This is a genomic window from Bradyrhizobium sp. PSBB068, assembly GCA_016839165.1.
Lineage (GTDB): Bacteria > Pseudomonadota > Alphaproteobacteria > Rhizobiales > Xanthobacteraceae > Bradyrhizobium.
Genome location: CP069300.1, coordinates 5503585 through 5522083 on the forward strand (window position 1 = coordinate 5503585; position 18499 = coordinate 5522083).

The 18499-nt window shown below is 56.3% G+C and carries 15 protein-coding genes and 1 pseudogene; 2 read left to right on the top strand and 14 right to left on the bottom strand.

The genetic code is table 11. From position 1 onward, the window contains the following. Nucleotides 1-275 precede the first annotated feature (275 nt). From alsS to JQ507_25735, 10 genes are all read right to left on the bottom strand, one after another. Nucleotides 276-1979, bottom strand: coding sequence for an acetolactate synthase AlsS (alsS, locus tag JQ507_25690; GenBank protein QRI68297.1), 1704 nt, complete (start codon nt 1977-1979; stop codon nt 276-278). Then, nucleotides 1960-2790 carry an acetolactate decarboxylase gene (budA, locus tag JQ507_25695; GenBank protein ID QRI68298.1) on the bottom strand — a complete coding sequence of 277 codons (831 nt, stop codon included), beginning with the start codon at nt 2788-2790 and terminating at the stop codon, nt 1960-1962. The genes alsS and budA overlap by 20 nt, the downstream gene beginning before the upstream one ends. 299 nt (nt 2791-3089) lie before the next feature. Next, nucleotides 3090-3944 (bottom strand): helix-turn-helix transcriptional regulator, encoded by an 855-nt coding sequence (locus tag JQ507_25700; protein QRI68299.1) that lies wholly within the window; start codon nt 3942-3944, stop codon nt 3090-3092. 524 nt (nt 3945-4468) lie between these two features. Next, a complete protein-coding gene (cydB, locus tag JQ507_25705) occupies nt 4469-5440 on the bottom strand; it encodes a cytochrome d ubiquinol oxidase subunit II (GenBank protein QRI68300.1) in 972 nt (323 codons plus the stop codon). Nucleotides 5441-5442: 2 nt separating this feature from the next. Then, nucleotides 5443-6849, bottom strand: coding sequence for a cytochrome ubiquinol oxidase subunit I (locus JQ507_25710; protein QRI68301.1), 1407 nt, complete (start codon nt 6847-6849; stop codon nt 5443-5445). Nucleotides 6850-6867: 18 nt separating this feature from the next. Next, nucleotides 6868-7233 (bottom strand): hypothetical protein, encoded by a 366-nt coding sequence (locus JQ507_25715; protein QRI68302.1) that lies wholly within the window; start codon nt 7231-7233, stop codon nt 6868-6870. Nucleotides 7234-7881: 648 nt separating this feature from the next. Then, complete coding sequence (locus JQ507_25720) at nt 7882-9390, bottom strand: PAS domain-containing protein (protein ID QRI68303.1); 1509 nt, start codon at nt 9388-9390, stop codon at nt 7882-7884. After that, the gene (locus tag JQ507_25725) at nt 9387-9842 is read right to left on the bottom strand and encodes a response regulator (protein ID QRI68304.1); all 456 of its coding nucleotides are present in this window, start codon (nt 9840-9842) and stop codon (nt 9387-9389) included. The genes JQ507_25720 and JQ507_25725 overlap by 4 nt, the downstream gene beginning before the upstream one ends. Then, the gene (locus tag JQ507_25730; GenBank protein ID QRI68305.1) at nt 9818-10975 is read right to left on the bottom strand and encodes a DUF4118 domain-containing protein; all 1158 of its coding nucleotides are present in this window, start codon (nt 10973-10975) and stop codon (nt 9818-9820) included. The genes JQ507_25725 and JQ507_25730 overlap by 25 nt, the downstream gene beginning before the upstream one ends. 536 nt (nt 10976-11511) lie before the next feature. Continuing rightward, nucleotides 11512-12210, bottom strand: coding sequence for a sensor histidine kinase (locus tag JQ507_25735; GenBank protein QRI68306.1), 699 nt, complete (start codon nt 12208-12210; stop codon nt 11512-11514). An 893-nt stretch (nt 12211-13103) separates the two neighbouring features. Here JQ507_25735 and JQ507_25740 point away from each other — a divergent pair. Together JQ507_25740 and JQ507_25745 are read left to right on the top strand one after the other, a co-directional pair. Beyond that, nucleotides 13104-13342: pseudogene (locus JQ507_25740) on the top strand (hypothetical protein). Beyond that, nucleotides 13315-13584 carry a hypothetical protein gene (locus tag JQ507_25745; protein ID QRI68307.1) on the top strand — a complete coding sequence of 90 codons (270 nt, stop codon included), beginning with the start codon at nt 13315-13317 and terminating at the stop codon, nt 13582-13584. Before JQ507_25740 ends, JQ507_25745 begins: the two are co-directional and overlap by 28 nt. On the opposite strand, the gene JQ507_25750 is transcribed toward JQ507_25745, so the two are convergent. The 4 genes from JQ507_25750 to JQ507_25765 all read right to left on the bottom strand — a co-directional run bounded on the left by JQ507_25750 (nt 13521) and on the right by JQ507_25765 (nt 18377). Then, entirely contained in the window at nt 13521-14855 is a 1335-nt protein-coding gene (locus tag JQ507_25750) for a cytochrome c (GenBank protein ID QRI68308.1), read from the bottom strand. The genes JQ507_25745 and JQ507_25750 overlap by 64 nt on opposite strands. Continuing rightward, complete coding sequence (locus JQ507_25755) at nt 14852-17011, bottom strand: xanthine dehydrogenase family protein molybdopterin-binding subunit (GenBank protein QRI68309.1); 2160 nt, start codon at nt 17009-17011, stop codon at nt 14852-14854. The genes JQ507_25750 and JQ507_25755 overlap by 4 nt, the downstream gene beginning before the upstream one ends. A gap of 10 nt (nt 17012-17021) precedes the next feature. Then, the gene (locus tag JQ507_25760; protein QRI73513.1) at nt 17022-17477 is read right to left on the bottom strand and encodes a (2Fe-2S)-binding protein; all 456 of its coding nucleotides are present in this window, start codon (nt 17475-17477) and stop codon (nt 17022-17024) included. 75 nt (nt 17478-17552) lie between these two features. Further along, nucleotides 17553-18377, bottom strand: coding sequence for a fumarylacetoacetate hydrolase family protein (locus tag JQ507_25765; protein ID QRI68310.1), 825 nt, complete (start codon nt 18375-18377; stop codon nt 17553-17555). Between the last annotated feature and the right edge of the window lie 122 nt (nt 18378-18499).

Consider the following 18499-nt stretch of genomic DNA (forward strand, 5'->3'; position numbering starts at 1 on the left):
ATCGCGGGGCGGCGCCAGGCAAAAGATTACAGGGATGGAGGAGGCCGGCAAACCAGTGCGTCGCGAACTCTTCGTTCTCACGCACGACCGCACGCCATCGCCCCGGTTTAGCAATGTTGCGCGCTCATCGGGTCCGCAATCGATGGCGTTGGGTATTGCCGTTACAATCGAGCCATCGCTTTGAAATCACATGATCGCGTTAATCAGCACAACCGGCCTCGATCCCGACCGTCGGCGACTGCCGGCGACCATCTGCTTCGATTCTATCGCTCAGTTCAATGAAAGGTCCCTGCGTGCACCATCTCAAACAGCTTGTGATTGTCGCGATAGTCGACGTGGACACCAATAATGACTGGCCCCTCGGTCTCAAACGCCTTCCTCATAATCGGCGCGATATCATTCGGCTCCTCGATCATGAGGCCCTTCGCACCAAACGCCTCGGCGTACCGAACGTAATCGACAGGGCCTAGATCAACACCAGTGGTCCGGCCGTACTTGAGCTGCTCCTGGACAGCCACCATATTATAGGAGCCATCGATCCAGACCATGTGGACCAGATTCGCGCGCAAGCGCACTGCGGTCTCGAGCTCCATAGCGGAGAAAAGGAAGCCGCCGTCTCCCGATACAGAGAGAATCTTCTCGGCTGGCCTTACGAGGGAAGCGGCGATACCCCACGGAAGCGCTACCCCCAACGTCTGCTGACCGTTGCTGATGAGGACCTGGCGAGGCCGAAAGCTGTAGAGATGTCGTGCAAACCAGAGGTGAAACGATCCAATGTCGAGACAGAGCGTCGTGTCTCCTCCAACGAATTGCTGCAAGTCATGCACCAAACGCATGGGATGGATTGGCGTGCCACCCCGGAGCGCGCTCTCGGTTCTCAGAAATTGCCGCTCGGCCACGATCATATCGAGGACCTCCAACGACAGCGGCGATCTCGTGCTTCGCTTGACTGCTGGCGTTAGCGTCTCCAACGTTTGATCGATACTGCCCGTCAGCTCCACAGTTGGCGAGTAGCAGTTGTCGAGATCAGACGGCAACACGTCGACATGAATAATCGTACGCTTTCGCTTTCCGTTCCAAAGCGACGGCCAGTACTCTACCGGATTGTATCCAATGGTGATCACGAGATCGGCCGCCTCGAGGAGCCGATCCGCCGGCTGGTTCGCGATCTGACCGACGCGCCCTCCGAAATTCTCGAAACTCATTGCTCCTACGGCACCTGCTGATTGGAAAGTACCGACGACAGGCAAGTTTCCCTTGGTCAAGAATGACTGCAAAGCACGGTTGTTGGATGGTTTACTGGCCAACATGCCCAACAGAACCACCGGATTGGACGCCACGTTGATGAGACGTGCAGCCTCCCTGGTTGCATTGGCATCGGCGGGGCCGAGGCCACAAAACGCCGGCACTTCTAAAGGCTCGTGCGCGCACGGAGCGGTCATGATATCCACCGGCAGATTGACGAAAGCAGCGCCAGGCCGCCCAGATTCGGCCGCGCGGAACGCGTTGGCTAGGACCTCACCCAACTGGTCGGGAGCGCCGACCGTCGCACTGAACTTGGTCACTGGCCTCATGATAGAGACAGCATCCAACGTCTGGTGCACTTGCTTCAATGCATCAGACGTCGGTACCGATCCGCCAAGCGCGACGACCGGGTCCCCTTCGGAATTCGCCGTCGCAAGGCCAGTCGTAAGGTTCGAGATGCCTGGGCCAGAGGTCGTGAGTGTCACCCCAGCCTTTCCAGTCATGCGCCCGATACCACCCGCGATAAATGCGGCATTCTGCTCGTGGCGGCAAACGACTGTCTTAATCTTGGAATCGGCAAGAGCATTGAAGACGGTGTCGATCCTGGCTCCGGAGACTCCAAGGACGTGCGTAACGCCTTGAGCTTCAAGAGTTCGAACTACCAGTTCAGCCCCGGTCTGCGCCCTAGTTTCCACCGCTTGGGCTTGGCGGCTTTCAGTGGGCTTGTTCGGCATAAGCGAGCTCCTCGGCTGTGTTCTTGCTAAGATCTGCCTTCAAAAAGGCTTCTGACTCCGGCAGCGCAAGATGAAACTCCGTTAGCGGCTCAAAGCCGAGGTGAAGCGACTTTGCCTCGACATCAAGTAGATGCCCGCCGTGCTGCCGGTCCTTCGAGATGAAGTGATAATGATAACCCGCAACACTAAACGCACTTGAGAAGCCAGGAGACCACAGCCCCACTAAAGTTCCGTCGATGTCCGCGAAACTGAATTCGCTCTGCGTCTTCGCGGCATCGACAAGACGCCCGCCGGACGGAGGCGGATTGACGGCCCGCGTGCGAACACGCGTAAAATGCCCATCCAATCGCATTGCGTAGAAGATGTTTCCAGAGCTGCGAAACTTGTCGCAGCAGATTTCCAACTCTTTGAAGCTTGCCACAGGCCCAATGTCGGCCTCGGCGTCTGGGTGAAAGCGCGTGACCACCGCGAAAGGTGCGCCAGCGCCCGCAGTCGCTTCCGATACTCGTCCGCTGCCCAGAACTTGAAACGCTCGGCCATCAAGCACGACCAATTCGCCATCCAAGTGCGCGAAAGTGCCCAGCCCGAAATCTCCATGCTCCAGGATCGATCGGACGCTAACTTCTCGATCGAAAACGCCTGCCACCAAGGCACCTGATATCGAGACCTGGAACAGCGTATGGATCGATACGCCAAGGAATTCTGATAAGGCAGCTGTTACGACAGACGACAAAGGTCGACCGATCCTTGCCACCTCAGCGTCCAGGGCCATTTTCAAGGACAGAGGAATATTCGTTGTCAGATCGGCCATTCGATTCCTCGCATTTGGTCGGCAGAAGTCTTGCATATCGATGCTGCGCTTTATGTTCTTCCGAGATGGACGCATTTTTCTTCCAAAGCACGTCGTTGCGGGCCAACGCGTGCGCAAAATACTTTTCACGATGAATCACCTTGAGTCGTCGACGCCGCGGCTGCACCACCGAATGTCTCCGCACCGATAGTGGGACGCCTGTTGAGCGACGGCTCAACCGTTTGGCATATGCTTTGGTGGGCAGCGGCGGAGCTGAAAAAGATGCGGCTCTTGAACTCCAGCTCATAGGCGGAGTACGCCTATTTTTCGGCAACACCGTTCAAGCGGCGCGCACTTCGCCATTGATACGGCGTATTATTCATGAAGCGTTTGAACACGCTAGTGAAGTGGGCCTGAGTACGAAAGCCTACAGTCAAGGCGATCTCGGCAAGAGACAGATCGGTTTGGCTCAGAAGATGCTCGGCCCGCCGTATTCGCTGACGAAGCAGATAGTCGTGAGGACGCATTCCAGTGGCTGCTCGAAATTGCGACGCGAAGTGCATTCGACTTAGTCCAGCGGCTGCAGCAATATCTTGCAGCGAGATCTTATCGGTCAAATGACTATCAATGTATTCGAGAACCCGCTTGAGGCGCCATCTCTGCAGCGCGCGACTTGGCCGGCAGGGCGCGCCTGCTTCAATGTTCTCTTCATCGGGATATCCCGAATTGAAGTGCAGTCCGACCATCCTGGCTACGATAGCAAGCCGCAATGCATCTGCTTGTATGCCGGCATCGCCACTTTCCATTGCCTGAGTGGTCCTAAGAGCGTCTGACAGCCTGACTACAACTGGATCATTGCTATCGTCTGCTAACACGTCATAGAGGACCGATGGCATGGCCATTCCGCCCAATTTGGCAACGTTGCGAGCGGCGATCGCCAACACCACATTCAGGTGCTGAAAAGCGAGCGTAATGCCTTGGCTGTCATCGCGAATTTTGCCAGACTTCCGTTCATCGGCAAGGCCGCTGAAGTGCAGAGACTCCTCCTTTTCCGCCGGCGGAAGGACCGCGCCCATGTCAACTCTCTCGCGCGAGAGAGTGAACTCGCCTAGGGCTATGGGTACTGGTTGCATTTTGAACGATCCTCTCTTGTTGTCGCCAACAGTCAGAACCATCCAAGCGCACCCAGCATCGCTCGATATCTCAGCATCAGCCGAAGACAGGTCCTAACCGTCTGAGACTACAATAAAGAGCAGATGCCGTTTTGCGCCATTCTACAGGTGAGTCGGCGTTCGAAACCTTGGTATCTATCGCCGCCCACTCGCGAAATCGGTCTTAGAACGTGGGAATGGCGCACCGAACTCTTCGGTCGAACCCAAGACGGTCGATAGTCCGAGTTGGACCGCGTCCCAGCCAGGCTGTGGTTTGCCGTGAGAGATCAATTTCCCGGTCTGTTCAAGTTTTCCACACTCAGCAAGTCCACGCAGGATCGACGCTTTGGTACGTTTGCATGCTCTACGCGCGCAGCGCGAGCTTCGGACGGAAGGTCCAGTTCAGCCGGACTGCGCGGTTCATTCCGTTCACAAAACTCAGCCTGTGAACGTAGGCATGGAAAGACACGGGCGAGACGACCCTCCGACGTGTCGTCTCGCCATCCTTGATACAAGATACCGGGCGATTTCAACGCGATTTCAGCACCTCAAGTCTGAATTCGGCCCCTGAACACCCGAAAAGAAACGACAGTGTAGACCAGCATTAATGGAAACACGAACAAGCCCGCACCCCAGAACATGAAGGCGAGACTCGCATGCGGCGCAGCAGCATCACGAATAGTGATCTCAAACGGTATCATGTAAGGCCAGAACGAGAGGGCTAGCGTGGCGAACGCTGCCACGAACACCAGCGCTACCATGTGGAAAGGCCAATAGTCATCGTGATGCTTGACGCTTCGCGCGAGAACGCCGGCCGCGATTGCACCAATCGCGGGAAAAATGAAAAGATAGGGCCGCTCGAGCCATCGATGAAGAATGGTCAAGTGTTCAAAGAGAGCGTGTATGAAGACGACTATAAGAAACACCGTCATTGCGATGGCGAGCACGCAGATATGACGGCGCGCAACATCACGAACTTCGCGGTCGCACTTTCGGACAAGCCAACAGGCACCAAGCAAACCATAACCAAAGCAAAGTCCAACACCGCATATGACTGAGAACGCCGAGACCCAGCCGAACGTCCCGCCGGAATACTGCCCATTTGTGAACGATAGTCCTTCGACCAAAGCGCCAACCATGGCCCCCTGCGCAAACGCTGCAACTAAAGATCCGCCCGTAAGGCTCATATCCCATATCCAGCGCGTGCCCTCTCCCTGATTGCGAAACTCGAACGCGACTCCGCGCAAGATCAACCCCAGCAGCATGACAATGACTGGCAAGTAGAATGCCGACAGCAGAGTAGCGTAAACGACTGGAAACGCTCCCCAGAGAATGACCCCGGATACCACCAGCCAAGTCTCGTTTCCGTCCCAGACGGGCTCGATTGCACGTAACATCTGACTGCGATGGTTCACGTTGGCCGTGGCACCGCATAAGATTCCCACGCCGAGGTCAAACCCGTCGAGCAACAGGTAAATCAAAGTGCTGATGGACAGAACCGCAACCCAGAACATCACCATCATCATTCTCCTGCTTTCAACTCGGAACGGGCACCAGACCCTTGACCAAATACGGTGGAGATGCCCGACGGGGCGCCATATGGCGTTTCAGCGGCAACAGCATGCGGACCGGCGCGCAACAACCTATAGATGTAGTAAACGCCGAATGAGAATATGAAGACATAGGCAGCACCGAACAGCACCAGCGTCGCGAAGGCCGCCTCTGCCGTCAAAAATGGTGTGACAGCCTGCGATGTGCGCAGAACTCCATAGACCGTCCACGGCTGCCGGCCAATTTCCGCCGTATACCAGCCCGTGAGGATCGCAATGAATGGTAGTGGGAAGTTGAGAAAGATGAGCCAGAGCACAGCTCGGCTGCCTTCGAGCCTGCGCTTGAACGCGAGGTAACAGCCGAACCAGGAAAGCACGAGCATGATCATGCCACAGCCGACCATGATCCGAAATGCAAAGAACGGAGCAAGGACAGGCGGCCTGTCCTGAGCCGGAAAGCTCGTCAATCCGACTTCCTTCGACGAGAGACTCATGCTCGCGATGATGCTACCGAGGACCGGGATCCGAATTTCGTATCGATTGGTCTCCGTTGCCGGATCCGGCAAAGCGAGCAGCACCTCGCTTGCTGGCTGTTCGTCATGCCAGCGCGCTTCGATAGCGGCGAACTTTGCCGGCTGATGCTGATGGACGTAGTCACCGACCAAATGTCCGAACAGGAGTTGAATGGGGATGAGCACTGCCGCGAGTCCAAGACCCATGTGCACCATCACCCGCGCTTCGGTGAGGTGGATGGAGCGCAGCAGATACCAAGCGCCTGTTGCGGCCACACAGAATGCACTGGTCAGATACGCAGCGAGCAGCATGTGGACGAAGCGGACGAGGACCACCCAATTGAAAATGATCTTCGACCAGCTTTCAGGAACGAATACGCCGTTCTCTACGGCGTAGCCCACCGGGACCTGCATCCAACTGTTGTTGGTCATGATCCAAAATGCCGACAACGTCGTTCCAAGCGATACCATTGCTGCTGAGAGGAGGTAGAACCACGCTGGCACTCGGCTACGGCCGAACATCAGGATGCCGAAAAAGCTCGCCTCCAACATGAAGGCCGTGAACGTCTCATATGACAACAGCGGCCCTTGGATCGGCCCGCTCATCCTAGACAGTTCGCTCCAATTCGTTCCGAACTGGAATCCCATAACGATGCCCGACACCACGCCCATCCCGAACGCAACACCGAATATCCTGAGCCAAAACTCGAAAAGAACGCGATATGCTCTACGGCCCGTACGAATGTGCAGTGCCTCAAGCAGGGTAAGCCAGGCAGCCAAGCCGATCGTAAAGGCCGGAAATATTATGTGAAACGAAATCGCGAATCCGAACTGAATGCGCGAGAGGAGCAATGCCGTAGGATCCATGGGAGAACTTTCCTTTGTTCACGACCACAGATTGGTTTTGGCTAGATCAACGAGATGCTCGCCGCGACCGTTGAACAGCGCCTTCAACATGTAGAGCGAGAAGCTCTTTGCCATGTCGAGCGTAATGGCTGGCGGTGCGGGAAGACGTAAATTTCCTCGACCGCAACTTCCGGCGCAGACAGCGAGCTCTCCCGTCAAGTGAGCTTCCGCACCCGCTGCGAAGGCTGCCGCTTCCTGGTGGCGCATGCGACCACACTCGATCCTGCCGTCGCGCCGGATCGCGCCCGTCAATCCGTTCAGGCTGTCGCCGACGATTCCGCAGATTCGCCTAACGCCTGCTGCCGTGAGGTTCTCTACGAACATCTCTGCAACCTTCGCGAACATAGCGACCTCTCCTTGTTTTCGGCGATGACGTGAGTTCAATCGCAACGCCGTGCGATCGCGTCCCTAAAGGCCTGCAAGCCTATGAGAGTTTCGTGCCCTGGGCTTCTTCGAAAGAACGGCTTTTGCGGACATACACGTTCTGTCCGCAATTCAATGACGCGACCGCAACATCGCGCAAGCAAGCGATCATTCCTCGTCTCACATAGACGACGGACGTACGAACGCGGGCGGCAGACACGTCGCTAGACAGAATCAGCTTGTTGCAATCCAGATGAGGCTAGCTCACATACTTGCAGCGGCCGCTTGGCGAGCTAACAGCTCGTAGAAATCGCCTCGCAAGTAAAGAGATCTGATCGAAGATATCTGAGCGCTACAATCAGGCTCTGTCGAAGGACGCGGAGCCATCAACCGTCTCCGTCATCACGGGCGTCTCGCTAGTCGAGGACGCACTCGACATCCGAAGATGATCTCGGTGCCCCTCCAACGAGGCGGACTCCCGCAAATAACCGCGGCCCGTCGAACGGCCCGCCGACCGACAAGCATTCCTGGCCCGGCAGCAGACCGAGGTATCGAAGAATCAATCGCTCGAGTTCGTCGCGATGCTTTGAGATGACAAGGACGGGGACGCTTGGCCGAAATTCCGGAGGATCACCCCCCTCCCTTGTTACTGGGCAACGTAAACCGGAGAATTGCGCCCTGATCCCCGTTTGCAGATGCCCACAAATGGCCGCCGTGGGACTCAACAATACGCCGACTGATGGCTAATCCCATGCCAGTACCTTGCGCCTTTGTCGAGAAGAACGGCTTAAAAATGTGCTCAGGCTCGCCAGCCGGAAGTCCACAGCCAGTATCACTCACCGATATCAGCAATTGACCATCATGAGTCATCCCCGACTCCACCTTCAGTTCACCACCGGTCCCCTGCATGGCTTCGATGCCGTTTAACATCAAATTCATCAGCACTTGTTGTAGCTGGACGCGATCCGCCAACGCGTCGGGAACAGTTGAATCGAGCTCGTTCCGCAATAGGACGAGACAGCGTCTCGCAGCCGGGTCAAGGACACCGGTCATCTCTCGAACCAAAGCGTTGACGTTGACCAATTCCCGCTCTGATCTTCCATGACCATAGAGAGCGCGCACCCGCCCAATAATGTCAGTCGCGAACGATAAGCTCGTCATTACGGCCTCGGCGGCTGCGCGCGCTTCATTGATGTCAGGCGTATGTGCGAGCAGCCACTGTCTGCACGCCTTGGCATTAATGATTCCAGCCGCGATCGGCTGCTGTACTTCATGCGTTAGTGCCGCAGCTAACTCTCCCATCATGTTGACGCGATTCATCTGGGCAAGTTCATGACGCAATCGCTCGCGCTCGAGTTCCGCACGTCTGAAGTCGTCGATATCAGTCAAAATTCCGTACCATTTGAGAATCCTACCCTGCTCATCGTGCAGTGGCACCGCGCGCACGAGAAACCATCGGTAGTCACCCTCCGCACTACGATGACGCGCCTCGTTCTCGAATGGCTCGCCGCTTCTCATCGACTGCTGCCATTTGACGATATGTTCAGAAAGGTCATCCGAGTGAATCGCCGATTGCCAACCCGCGCCCGCCGTCTCCTCGACGGTCAATCCAGAGTACTTGACCCACCGGTGGTTTATCCAAATACCTCGTCCATCGGGCTCAGCCGTGAATGCTATTGAAGGTATTGTATCGATGATGCCGCGAAGCTCTGCTTCGCTCCGGCGCAACGCGTCCTCGGCTGCTCGCCGTGCGGCCCGATCGCTAGCCTCACGCAGCGCACGCTGAACAGCTGGGATGAGTCTCGACAGCCGGCTCTTCAACACATAGTCGGTGGCGCCGACTTTCAGAGCTTCAATAGCCGCTTCTTCGCCGAGAGTACCAGAAACGAAGATGAACGGTAGGCCGGGGTGGACACTCATCGCCAAATGCAATGCGGACAGTCCGTCGAACGACGGAAGCTTGTAGTCGGAGAGGATCAAGTCTGAGTTGCCGACATCTTGGAGCGCCGTCAAGAACTCCGCGCGGCTCTGGATACGGATCACATGACACCTAAAGTGCTCGGCAAGCAGCGCTTCGATCAGATCAGCGTCGTTTGGATCGTCCTCAAGCAGTAGGATTTTCACGGTCCGCGTACTCATAGGGCTTTCTTTGCACTTCCGGGGGGAGGCTGGTTCACGATCCCCCAGAACAATCCGAGTTCCTTAACCGCATCCACAAACTCGTGAAAATCGACTGGCTTGACCACGTATGCGTTTACACCAAGCTGGTAGCTATCCAACACGTCCTTTTCTTCGTGCGATGAGGTGAGCACGACCACCGGAATCATCTTGAATTGTTCGTCGGACCTAATCTTCTGCAATACCTCCAGACCGTTGACTTTCGGCAACTTCAGATCCAATAGGATCACTGCCGGATTGCCTTCGGCTCGCGAAGCAAAACCCTCTCGACGACAAAGATAGTCCAGCGCCTCCTTGCCATCTCGAGTGACAACAACCTCGTTGGCGAGCTTGTATTCGTCGAGAGCCGTGAACGTCAACTCAACGTCTCTCGGGTCATCGTCTACGATCAGAATTCGCCTGAGTTCGCGCATGATGCGTCTATCGCCCTTTCCACTGGACACTTTTCCCTTGGCAGCGAAACATAGAACGTCGCCCCACGATCAACCGCCCCTTCTGCGCGCACTGATCCGCCATGCCGCTGGGCGATACGCTGAACGGTTGCCAAGCCAATTCCTGTGCCTTCGAACTCGTCAGTCCGATGCAGGCGCTGAAACACCCCAAATAATTTTCCCGCGTATTCCATATCGAATCCAACACCATTGTCCTTCACATAGATCTCCACCGAAGTCGCACTCCCCTCCAATGCGCCCACTTCGATTCTCGCCGGCTTTCGAAGGCTCGAAAACTTTACTGCATTGGAAAGCAAGTTCAGCATGACTAGCTTTAGAAGTGAGCGGTCTCCATGGCAGGCGGGAAACGCGCCAACCTCCCAGTGGATGTCTCGGCCATTCGTCTGCTGCTTAACTTCCGCAATCGCTTCCGTGATCAACCCTTGTAGATCAACGGTAGCCATCCTGCTTTCCGTTCGCCCTATTCTGGAGAACGTCAAAAGGTCGTCGATCAAGCTGCCCATTCTCTTTCCAGCATCGAAGATCGTCTCGACATACTTCTGGCCTTTCTCGTCCAGCGAACTCGACGCATGTTTGCGTAATAATTCCGAAAACCCGACAAGATGACGCAGCGGCGCGCGGAGGTCGTGCGAAACGGAATAAGTAAACGACTCTAGCTCCTTGTTAGCCGCAGCCAGTTCCGACGCGCGCAACGTCAACTCCTGATTTAACCTACGTATCTCACCCTCCCGCCGCTGGCGCTGATCGAGCTCGATCTGGAGGCGGTCGCGCGCTTGACGAAGGCTTTCTTCGCTGCGTCGACGGACGCTGCTGAAGAACGTCACTGTTACTGCGGAAAGCACGAAGATCACGAAATAGGGCAAGTCTTGTCCAGATACGTAGAATGTATAGATTGGTTCGACAAACAGGTAGTTGAAGGTCGCTGCAGCTAACACAACGGCAACTGCAGCGGGACCACTGCCCGCGTACCAAGTGACGATTCCAATCGCGAGTACGAGAGCCGGCAGCTCTGCGTCACGCAAATCGTATGATTGCAGTACCAACGCGACAGCAGTCACAATAAGTATCGACGTGACGGCGAAGACATAACGCATGACTGACGACCTAGGCAGCCGAAAGTCTTTTATCTTATGTATCACTTCCGATCACCCACGGCACGCCGCGGCCACAAGATGTAAGCGCCGAGGCCTGAGCGACACCGATGATTGCGATCATTGCACACTTTGTGTCCTATCGCCTACTCGGCTAATTTGTCCCTCGGACGGCTTAGTGCGCAGTCCTGGTGTCAGCGCAAGCGCTTCAGCTCGGTAAACAATACATCAACAACAGGGATGACCGACTTCAAAGCGGCCACCTTATTTCCAAATCGCATGATCAGGACACTGCGCCACGGCATAGAGCGTAAGTTACGGCTCTGAGGTGATCGTCGTGTCTCTCTCGTCTATTCTCGGCACGTGTGCCGGATCGTAATCGAGGTGCAGCAATGTCTTGGATCAGTGAGCCGTGCGCGGCCCATATCGACCCTAGGATGGCGCACGCCGCCCGTTTCGTTGATTGAACCCACGCCGGATACCAAACAAGGCTCCTAGCTGAAATGCCTCGGGTCGATCGGCACTGCCGTGCCGACGACCTAGCCGAGGAGTATCCGCCCTACATCTGCTCCTGCGGGGCAAGCCTCAGCATTGTAGGTCATCGGAAAAATCACGGTCGAGCTAGTTCCCTGAGGTCCAGATTTCACGTCGATTGTTCCATGTAAGCGAGAGACAAGAGCTGCAACGATCCGCAGTCCTCGGCCAGGCACAGCGCCTGGATGAGCCACGCCATTGTCACTGATCCGGCATGCGATCATGTTACTCGTCGTGAACAGTTCCAGATCGATTTTACCCGTACCGCTCAGGAACGCGTGCCGCGCAGAATTCGTAATTAGCTCAAACACGATCATTCCCAATAGCCAGCAACGTTCGGAAGTGATCCACACGGGACAGAGAGACAATGCCAGCTCAATCTTCCGGCTCTCAAGCTTCGAACGACAGAGAGCCTTACACAGCTTTTGAAGGTAGCTCGTCAGTTCGACAGTCGTGCTGCACTCCGGCATCTGCAACGAGTGATGGACACTAGCGTAGCCTTGAAGCCGATCCTGCACGGCAGCAAGCGTCGCTTGCACCTCACTGTTTTGACTACGCTTTGCCGCGAGCGAAATAAGACTGATGGCTGACGACAACTCATTGTTTATTCGGTGACTGAACTCGCGCAGTAGCAGATGGTCCGATACGGATCCGTTCTCAGGACGCGCAACTCTCGCCGAGCCGGTTTGCTCACCAAACCCCATCTAATCACCTCTTCACGTTCTAAATCGGTCAACGATCGTGCGGCCAACTGCCGCTCGACCCCTTGGTGCGCATCCAAGGGTGGGTTTCTATAGCAAGGCGTCATTTCTCGGTCTTTCCAAGGGCGAGACGCAATTCCGCGATTGCACGTCCACACCTTTGGCGATCGCTACCAAAGCGGGGCAACCCGCGACGGCTTAGTGGGTGCGGCCAAGTATCGGGTCCCTAGCGACAATGCCATTCGCCTGACGAAAGCCTCAGCGCAAGACCGCGCCACAATGCTAAACTGACTGCGATCACTAGCTCAGCTCCTGCGCGGGATATGCTGTAGTATGAGGCCGAAAAATATCGCTCGCGATTTCCGCACCCCAAATTCGGAGCTACCTAGTAGCCCCGCCAACCACGCAGCTAGGCGCGCTCAACTCTAGAATTGAGCGGCACTACGGACGAAAGGTCACAAGCGTGACGATCAAAAGTTTGATGTAGCCAATGAAGCTGGGTGCTGAGGCCATATTATGCGTGAGTCGAGATCCACCTGACTGCTGATAGAAGGCCAATCATGCGAGTTCAATAGTTCCAGTCGGATGTGAAATACTCTCCATGCGATCCAATATAGACAAGACGATGAGGGCTACCCCCAGCCCTTTGCCAGGCTCGAACGCGCTTCCTCCCACCGTCGAGCCGACTGGGCCGTCCGCTCCCCCCCCAGCGGGCGGCCCATTTTTTGGCCAACCGCTTGATCGGCATTTGCCGTGTCGGCAGCGACCTTCGTAAGCGAATGTGGGACTCTCTCCAGGCTACGCATTATTTAGTTCCGTTCCTCTAACCCGCGAAGCCTACCTGTCAAGTTGAGGAGTCCTCAGGACTCTGCTCGCTGCCTCTCAATGCGTCCCCTATGTATTCCGGACCGCCAGAGGACGAATCCTTTGCAGCTATTGTGGAACATATGACGCATCGCGTCGCGGTGATGTATCTAGGAAAATTTGTTGAAGTCTTGAAGTCGCAACTAGGCGGCAGATATTTTCAAAGCCTCGCCATCCCTACACTCTGGCACTGCTGTCGGCCGTGCCGGTGCCCGAACCTGATGCAGCACGGAAGCGCATCGCTTGGGCGGCGATGTGCCCAGTCCGATGAGTCCTCCGAGTGGCTTCCGGTTCAGCACTCGTTGCCCTTTCGCGTTCGATTGCTGCCAGCAGGAGGAGCCGTCGCTACAGGCGGATGAAGATGACCGAACCGTCGCGTGCCACCTATACGATCTGCCCGACGCTCACACGCTTCGTACAGCGCAGCTTGGCGGCACTATACGTCGGCATCAATTGGCTTTCCGCTGGCGAACCATTTCGGCAGTAACAAGACCAGGCTTTCCGCCAAAGTGAGCAATGACGTAGTTTGATACCGCGGCGAGCTCTTCCGCGGAATATGCTTTGCCAAACGGCGGCATATATGCCCTGACTTTACCCGAAGCTAGGTCTGCACCCGTGAGCAGTATCTGTATCAAGTTAGTACCTGTAGGGTCGTTAACAGTCTGGCTACCTGCGAGCGCGGCGTACGATGTTTGCTGTCCATTGCCGTTCCACTGATGGCAACTTGCACATGCGCCCTCGAATATTCGTCGTCCCAACCCGTCTGCATCTTCTTCAATGCCCGGTCCCCAGGGGCTTGATACCGCCATCGCTGGCGAGGAGAGGCTGATCTCGGACCCTCGCTGCCCTAATTGCGGTGAGATCCGCTTTAAGTATGCCACCAGTGCGTCAACATCCCCAGATGCCAGATACTGCAGGCTGTCGGCCACCGCCTCTCCCATAGGCCCGCCCGCGGATCCCCTGTTCGCCGCGTGCCCACTGCTTAGGTATTCGGCGAGAGCATTATCGCTCCAGCCGCCGACGCCGAAGCGTTGATCCGAGCTAATGTTGTAAGCACGCCATCCTTCGACGATGGCCCCTGCGAATTTCTTAGAGTTGTCAAGGGCGAACGCCATGTTCCTCGGGGTGTGACATTCGCCACAATGACCGAGTGCCGATGCCAAATACGCTCCACGATTTTCTCTATCGTTCAAGCTCGGGTCCGGTCGGAATCGTCTGTCTTTGAGGAATAGGAGATTCCATATCGCCATTGACCAACGTTGGTTAAAGGGAAACGATAGACTGTTGGCTCGTGGTGGCGCGTGAACCGCCGGAAGGCTGAACAAATATGCCTTGATTGCGACAGCATCTTCACGCCTCATCGCGGTGTACGACGTGTATGGAAATGCTGCGTAAAGATAGGTTCCATCCTTTGCAATTCCGCGGTGGAGCGCACGTACAAAATCATTGTCGCTCCACGACCCGATCCCAGTCTCTCGATCCGGAGTAATATTAGTCGAATAGATTGTCCCAAACGGAAGGCGAAACGCGACCCCGCCAGAGAATGGCGCGCGACCAGGTGCACTATGGCAGGCGACGCAGTCCGCTGCTCGCGCGAGGTACTCTCCCTTCGCAATCAAGGCAGGTGACGACTCGACGTCGGCTGCAACGACTTCAGGATCACGATCGAGCAGACGCCACGTCAGACCGGCACATAGCGCCGCAATGATGGCAATTGCGAATGCCCCCATGACGCGCAAGGCCCGACCTTTCCTGCCAAAGCTGTCCCAGAATCTGATGTTCATTGTGTCTGGGCCACCTGCTGTGCGAACGGAATACGGCGCAGACGCCGACCAGTCGCAGAATAGATCGCATTCGCCAGTGCCGGTGCCGCCGCCACGGTACCCGTCTCCCCGATCCCACCGATTGGAGCATCAGGATTGTTCACTAGATGGACCGATATTTCAGGCGCTTGGTTCATGCGAAGCATGCGATAGTCATTGAAGTTGCTCTGATCGACCCGACCATTCGTAACCGTAATCTCGCCGTAAAGTGCCATGGTCAGGCCGAAGATCATCCCTCCTTCCATTTGTGCTTCAATGATATTCGGGTTGACGACTGGGCCACAATCTACGGCAATGTGCACACGTCTTAGCCGTATTTCACCTCCGGAGATCTCCGCCTCAAGCACCGAGGCAACATGAGTATTGAAGGAGAATTGCAGCGCAACCCCCCTGCCCCAGCCCTTGGGAAGCGGCTTCCCCCATCCGGACTTCTCAACAGCGAGATCAAGCACCGAGCGGCCGCGAGAATTCTTTTTTAGAAACTTGCGCCGAAAGTCGACCGGATCCTGGGATGCAGCCGCAGCAAGCTCGTCCATCAAGCTTTCCACGACGAATACGTTGTGCGTCTGACCAACGCCGCGCCACCATAGCGTGTCGAATACGCGAGGTTCGCAACGAACGTAGTCGACCAGAGTTGCTGGTAGTTCGTACGGGGTTTCGGTGGCCCCTAAGACGGCGTCTGGATCAAGATGGCCGTCCTTCTGCATTCTGGATGGACGCCATCGGGCCGCGACGGACGATCCGGTCACACGATGGGTCCATCCGGAGATATTGCCTTGTGCGTCGAGCCCCGCAGAGACCCTATCGTAGTAATAGGGTCGATACAGGTCGTGCTGGATGTCCTCTTCGCGAGTCCAAATCAATTTTACCGGATACGGGAGTTGCTTTGCAATTCGTGCTGCCTGATGGATCGAGTCTACGTCGAGACGACGACCGAACCCTCCACCTAAATACTGATTATGAATGTTGATCGACTCTTGGGGCAAACCGGTAACGAGCGCGACGGCAAGTTGCGCGCGAACCGGGACCTGTGTGCCCACCCACACATCCGCACCATCGGCTCGAATGTGTATCGTCGTATTGATCGGCTCCATTGGAGCGTGGGCCAGAAAGGGAAGTTGGTACACAGCATCGATCCGTGTGACGCTACCCGCAATGGCGGAGACAGGGTCTCCCTCTTGTTTTGCCACGACGCCCGGCTGCCGGGACGCAGTGTCCAAGTCCTTGATCAGATCTTCCGTTGATACACTCTTGTTCGGTCCCTCATCCCAATGGGGATTTGCGGCGGCCAGGCCTTGCGTTGCAGCCCACATGTTGTCGCCGATTACCGACACCAAATCATCAAGGCGAACGACGTCGCGGACACCGGATACGCGCTTGGCCGCGGCTTCGTCGATAGAAACAAGGCGACCACCCCTGACAGGACAGGCAGCAACTGTCCCGATCTTCATTCCAGGGACCTTGATATCAATTCCGAAAGTCGCCGTCCCGTTAGCCTTTGCCGCACTATCCAGTCGGTGAGCCGATGAGCCTATCAGCCTAAACTCTGATGCTGGCTTGAGCGGCACATTGTCCGGAACGGGCTGTCGCGCCGCATCTTCCGCGAGTTCCCCATACGAGGCGCTGCGTCCGCTTGCGGAATGGGTGACCATCCCTTGTCGCGCTACGCAATCCTCGAAGACAACCCCCCACCGCTTTGCGGCCGCCATGATCAGCATAACTCGAGCGGTTGCACCCGCCTGGCGAAGTGGAATCCAACTACTCCTCGTTGATGCAGACCCGCCGGTTTCCTGCTGGCCCAGGATCGGGTCGGTGTATAGCGCCTCATTAGCCGGAGCCGCCAGCGCTTCGATCTGATCAAGACGCACCTCGAGTTCCTCTGCGATCAGCATGGCGGCCGCCGTGTAGATACCTTGGCCCATCTCGACACTGCGCATAATGAAGCTGATGGCTCCTCTTCCATCAATGCGAATGAACGCATTCGGAGAAAATTCGCCGCCATCCACTAAACGTTCAGATCCATACGCGAACTCGGGAAGGCGCATTTCGAGGAGAAGCCCCCCGCCGATGGCTACTCCAGCTCGTAACACCGACCGACGAGAAATTTCACTTATCATGACAAGCCTATCAGGTATTGACCGCGGCGGCATGGATCGCTCGTCGGATACGCACGTAGGTGCCGCAGCGGCATATGTTCCCCGACATTGCCGCGTCGATGTCAGCGTCGGTCGGATTTGGCACATGCTTCAAAAGTGCCGCAGCAGTCATGATCTGACCTGATTGACAGTATCCACACTGAATGACTTCGTGCTCGAGCCAGGCTGCCTGCACCTTTGAGCCTTCGGTAGTGGCGCCAATCGCCTCGATCGTCGTCACTGGGCGCGCGCCGACGTCACCGATTGACAGCACACATGATCTAAGCGCAAGCCCGCCGACATGCACGGTGCATGCTCCGCATTGGGCAATCCCGCAACCGAATTTCGTACCGGTAAGACCGAGAACATCGCGAATAACCCACAGCAAGGGCATATCAGCCGGCACGTCCACGTCATGCGTCGCGCCGTTGATGTTGATGTTGATGATGGCCACAAAACCTCCCGTCCTCTGCGGCACTAAGGGCAACGTAACGGCGCGCGCGGCCGACTCCCATCTACCGCATCAAGATGTGATCTCGTGACGTTGCGAGCCGAGATTGGCAATACCGCATTCCAGCACATCGCCTACCTTCATGAAGCGATTTTTACCGAAACCAACGCCAGGCGGCGTGCCCGTTGCCAAAATGTCGCCGGGAAGCAACGTCATGTGCGATGAGAAGTAGGCAAGCATCTCGGGGACACCGAACAGCATGTCGCTTGTATTGCCACGTTGCTCGTAGTTTCCGTTCAACTTGGTCCAGATATCGAGCTGCATTCCATCGACACCAGTCGTTAAATAGGGTCCGATCGGGGAATATCCCGGTCGCGACTTGGCGCGCACCAAGTGTTGCTGACCTTCTTCATCGACCTGCGTTGCGCGATCCGAAACGTCGTTCACACAGACGTAACCGAAGATGTAGTCGGCTGCGGCGGCAGCGCTGACATCTTTCGCTTCCCGCCCGATCACGATTGCCAACTCGACTTCCCAGTCAAGTTTCACGTTCTGATTAGGACCACGAGAGATCGGATCGAAGGGTCCCGTCAGTGAGCTGATCGCCTTCAAGAACACCTCAGGTTCCGTCGGCGGCTTCATCTTGAATTCTTCGATGTGCTTCTTGTAGTTGAAGCCCGTCGCCGCGATCTGCCGAATGCCATCGATTGGCGCCAGGTATGTGACGTCACCGGCGATCGGAGAGAGGCGAGAGGTATCGACATTGATTAAAGCACCTCCAGCTATCGCGTCCGGGTTGATGTCGGAAACAATGGGCCGCAGGTCGAGGTGCTCACTACCTTTCAGAATTACCGGAACGGCGCCTTTGTCTGTTAGTACACGCGCGAACTGTTGCATCGTCGGTTCTCCGTCACTTTGTCGGTTAAAGTACACATCGAGATATCCGACCTACCAACGCGGCCAACCTCCGTCTCCCCCGAACGAACGATATTGTCGCGAAAACACGGCACCTGAAGACG